General features: G+C 52.0%; 5 protein-coding genes and 1 pseudogene. All 6 read right to left on the reverse strand.

The features are described 5' to 3' along the window. Positions 1 to 194, reverse strand: a pseudogene (locus tag L691_RS29900) (MFS transporter); the annotation flags it as partial. Between the two features lie 133 nt (positions 195 to 327). Continuing rightward, the gene (locus tag L691_RS0123090; protein ID WP_025692655.1) at positions 328 to 1497 is read right to left on the reverse strand and encodes a winged helix-turn-helix domain-containing protein; all 1170 of its coding nucleotides are present in this window, start codon (positions 1495 to 1497) and stop codon (positions 328 to 330) included. Positions 1498 to 1619: 122 nt separating this feature from the next. After that, the gene (locus L691_RS0123095) at positions 1620 to 2024 is read right to left on the reverse strand and encodes a DoxX family protein (RefSeq protein ID WP_025692656.1); all 405 of its coding nucleotides are present in this window, start codon (positions 2022 to 2024) and stop codon (positions 1620 to 1622) included. A gap of 73 nt (positions 2025 to 2097) precedes the next feature. Beyond that, the gene (locus L691_RS0123100; protein WP_025692657.1) at positions 2098 to 2874 is read right to left on the reverse strand and encodes a pirin family protein; all 777 of its coding nucleotides are present in this window, start codon (positions 2872 to 2874) and stop codon (positions 2098 to 2100) included. Between the two features lie 42 nt (positions 2875 to 2916). Further along, complete coding sequence (locus L691_RS0123105) at positions 2917 to 3369, reverse strand: MarR family winged helix-turn-helix transcriptional regulator (protein ID WP_025692658.1); 453 nt, start codon at positions 3367 to 3369, stop codon at positions 2917 to 2919. 272 nt (positions 3370 to 3641) lie between these two features. Then, on the reverse strand, positions 3642 to 4221 hold a 580-nt coding region (locus L691_RS0123110; RefSeq protein ID WP_156934324.1), incomplete at its 5' end, for a YjgB family protein.

Below are 4221 nucleotides of genomic sequence, written 5' to 3' on the forward strand. Positions count from 1 at the left end.
AGACTGACGGGAATCAGCGCCAGTATTAGCGGTCCGGCCTGCCAGCGGTAGCCGACCAGCACCTGGATTGCCAGGCTGTCGAACCAGCTGCCAAATTCTGCCGCAGCATAAGCGGTATATATACGCATGTAGATTTTGTTACTCAGCAGGCCGCGGCGTAAGCGCGACTTCTGTTCAGTCAAAGGGGCTTCCATTCTCACTCTTTTGTATTCCTCCATCTAGCTCTATCAGCCTTTCATTACGCCGAGTATATCGCCGGATTGTCAGAGAAATATCAGAGAGCGGACCGCTCACCTGCGTGATTGCACAGCATTGCTGCCCGGACTTTTAGCCTTGGCGCTCCGTCTTCAGACAGTCATTCAGCGCCGCTTCGATCCGGTCCATGAGTCCGGGCAGTCCGCAGCGTGCCTGCTCTTCTACAAATAATGCCTCGTATTTGCGCAGCACAGCTTCCCTGCCCTTGAACGCAAACTGCCGACAAAAATGAGTAATATGGTAAAGCCCAAGCAACCGAATAGGCACGAACCCGGATAGATCGAGCACACCGAACCCTTCATCCAGCAGCGCTTCGCCCCTACGTCTTTCATTCTTTCTCAGCATCCAAAGCCCTTTAATAAGGTTATAGCTTCCGATTTCCCGCAAAAAGGGCTTTGCCTTAAGCAGAGCTTCAATCGCCTCCGCCATTCTCTGCATCTCCCCATTCGGCGTTCCTTTTATCAGGTGAACGAACATTTCGGCCGTAGATACGGGCGTGTCGAAATTTTCATAGCCCGGTTCCGCAATGACCCGCCGGGTTAGCTTCAACCGTTCCAACGCCTTCTCCGGCGCTCCCGTCAGCGCGTACAGGTCTAGAATATTGAGGATTTCCAATTCACGGTGCTGGGACGGAGGCAGCAGTCTGCCCGCAAGCACCCGCTCGCAATAGTTCAGGCTATCCTTGGGTTCGCCCGCGAACATAAAGAACAGCAGCAGCCAGTATGTGCGCTCCGAACCGGGCGGGTCTCCCCCGCTGAGCAGCCACTCCAGATCGCCCTGCACAAAATGCACGTAAACGGAGTAGAACGGGTCCAGCTCGTAGCCCAAAACATCCTGTTGACGGGCAAGCGCCAGCATCGACTTCCCCTGCCCGTACTGATGATATTTGACGAATACCTCCCGCATCTTCTCCCGCAGCTCTACGTCCTGCGCGGACGGGCTGGCGTCGATGCCCGTTGCCTGCTCCCGCACGGTCAGGCAGTATCCGAACCCCCGCACCGTGCTGATGGTAATATCCCCGATCAGGCCAAGCTTCTTACGCAGCCGGTAAATGTGGTCGTCCACCGTGCGTTCCACCGGATATTCGAGCGGCCATACGCTGTCCAGAAGCTGCTCCCTGCTGAACGCCCGCCCCCGGTTGCGGTACAGGAACCGCAATAGAGCGAACTCTTTAGCGAACAATTCAACCGTTATTCCCCCGGCGGATACCGTATGCCCATTTTCATTAAATTCCAGAACCATGCCGATCCTCCTACTCCCTGCCGGGACTCTTCCCACTATTATAACAGGCCCTTATCGGGGGACTCCAGCCAAGAAGAAACGCCTGACAGCGTCCTTGAAGGGGGTAAGCACATTTTAAACTCTCATTTAAAGATTAACAGCGCATCCAGCGAATATGCCCCTGCACCGATCAAAGCAATACCGATGGCTACCGCGATCAAGACAGCGTTATATTCATAGCCGTTGGCTGTTACCCACAACCCGTTCTTGCCATGCACCTTAACGATGGCGCCGAGCATGGTCAGCGTAATAAACAAGGCGGCAAGCGGAGTAAATAGTCCGAGAGCAAAAAGAGCGCCTCCGAGCAGCTCCAGCAGCCCCGCCAGCACAGCCATGAATACGCCCGGCTTAATGCCGATCGAATCCATCCAGCCTCCCGTTCCTTTCGGGCCATAGCCGCCGAACCAACCAAACAGCTTTTGAGCGCCATGCCCGATAAACAACAGCCCCACTACCAAACGAACAACCAGTAATCCCAGTGCTAACATCACAATCATCTCCTATTGTTTTGGATTCAATAATCTTTATTTAAAGATATTTGACAAAAATCGATGGATTCACTTATCTTTTAGGGTAAAGCGGATAACTCACTTTTGAGGGAACCTTGATGATAATCAGGCGCAGCGTGCCTTGATCAGACGAGTTCATGATTTCTACCTCCGTATCAGCTTCCACGGCTTTAATGATGAAATCTTTGTGCCGAAAAGGCACAGGCTCCTTCGATGCTCCTGACTCTCCCCATGTTCCTTGCCCGCGAATGGCTAAAGCCGTTAAAGTATAGCCGGCAGGTACTTTTTGTACATATCGGGCACCACCGCCTATTTCAACATCCCACATTTCGCTGTCTGTGACCAATTGAACGGGAGCGCCGGGACCAATGACTGTCTTTACGGTATATTCGGCTGTCGTTTCCTGCGGAAAATCTTCATGCGCATACTGCCGATAGGTCGGCTTTCTCCGGATCGCTTCCGTCAATTCCGGCTCAAACCAGATTTGAAAAAGCTCCGTATCCGCGCTCAGCCGTTCTTGATGACTTACACCCGAGCCTGTTTGCATGACCTGCGCCCCGCCCGTGCCGACTGTGCTGTCAGTTCCCAAGGTATCCCCGTGAAAGGCATTGCCCTCCACTACATATGTCAAAATCTCAAAGCCTTGATGGGGGTGCAGACCGATCCTGGCTTCGGTGCTTGAAGTGGCCCATGCCCAATAAAATAAGGGGCCCACCCGTCTGATCGCCGAACCTTCACCCGAAAAGCCAATCGGCTTTTGTTCTTTGATCTTCCCGCCGTCAAATTCGCCTTTTCCCTGCATAGCAGGGGTATACACCATCGTTTGCATAATGCACAGCCTCCTAATTGGATTTTTAAACTATAGAAGCGGTTAGCCTAAATCTTTCGCCTGTTTCCCCAGTTTTTTGAGCAGTATAATCGCTTCTTGCTGTTCATCCTGGGAAATCCCCTTCATTAGAGAATGGATTTTAGCGGCATGTTCAGGAAAGATCCGGTTAAACAAATCATTTCCGGCGTCTGTAATTTCAGCATAGATCACTCTTCGGTCTTCATGGGAATGCACGCGTCTTAAAAGATTTTTCTTCTCCAGCTTGTCGATATTGTAGGTTATGCTTCCGCTTGTGATTAAGATCTTTTCTCCAATTTGCTGCATTGGAATTTTCCCCTTCGTATACAGCACTTCGAGAATCGCAAATTCGGAAGGTGACAATCCGTACTGTCTTACATCTTTTATAGCCTGATCCGAGATCGCTCTGTAAGCCTTGGAAAGAACAACAAACAGCTTAAGGGAAGTCGCCTGAGCATCGTCGATTTGATTGGGCATTGAATCATCTCCTGCATATATCTTTGACTCAAGTATCTTGATTAAAAATTTCTTTAATCCAAATGTCTTTTATTTAAGATAAAAATACCGCGTAAATCCGTTATTGTCAATAACAAAAAATTATAACGCGTGTCTGCGTTTCAACTCGGCTAACTTAGCATCGAAGCCTACTCCAAATATTTTTCCAGACTCCGAAAAAATAAGCAGCCAGGCGGAAAGTCCCTCCTGACTGCTCTTGAGCGCCTGAACCTGCGGCCTTGCTGTCCTGCTTGCTACCCGGCCATATTATTAATGGAATCCTGTTCGGAGAAGACCGAAATGTGATCGACTTTACCGGTAGACTTCGGAATCACGAATTTCAACTGATACTGCTCGCCCGCATTGTAAATGTAGATGCTGTCGTTCCCGCTGGTCTTCACGTCATTCGGTTTGCCAAGCGTGTCCTCAATCTGCTTTAGCGTCAGCTGCTGTAAATCGGCGGCGCTGGACCGGACATCAAAAATCAGGCTGCCCTTGTTGAATCCGATCACCGCATGCTTGGCGCTGTACGTAGCGTAGATGCCTTTGCCCGCCCCCTCTTCCTTATCCGGCTCGCCCCAGGCCTTCTTCACATCGTCGATGAGGTCCGTATGTGCGGCGAACGGAATGCCCGGTGCTTTGCCCTGCTTGGCAAGCTCAAGCAGCTCTTTGAGCTGTGCGGCCGTATTTTGCTCCATGCCGCCGCCGGGGGCGGGCGATGCAGCGGCCGAAGGCGCGGCGGAAACGCCCGGACTGCCCGACGGGGCAGCGCTACTTGCCGCCGGAGACGCTGCGGAAGTCGCCGGGGCTGACGATGCGGCAGCCGAAGGCGGT

Origin of the sequence: Paenibacillus zanthoxyli JH29 (assembly GCF_000520715.1) — a bacterium.
In the GTDB taxonomy this organism is placed as follows: domain Bacteria; phylum Bacillota; class Bacilli; order Paenibacillales; family Paenibacillaceae; genus Paenibacillus_AQ; species Paenibacillus_AQ zanthoxyli.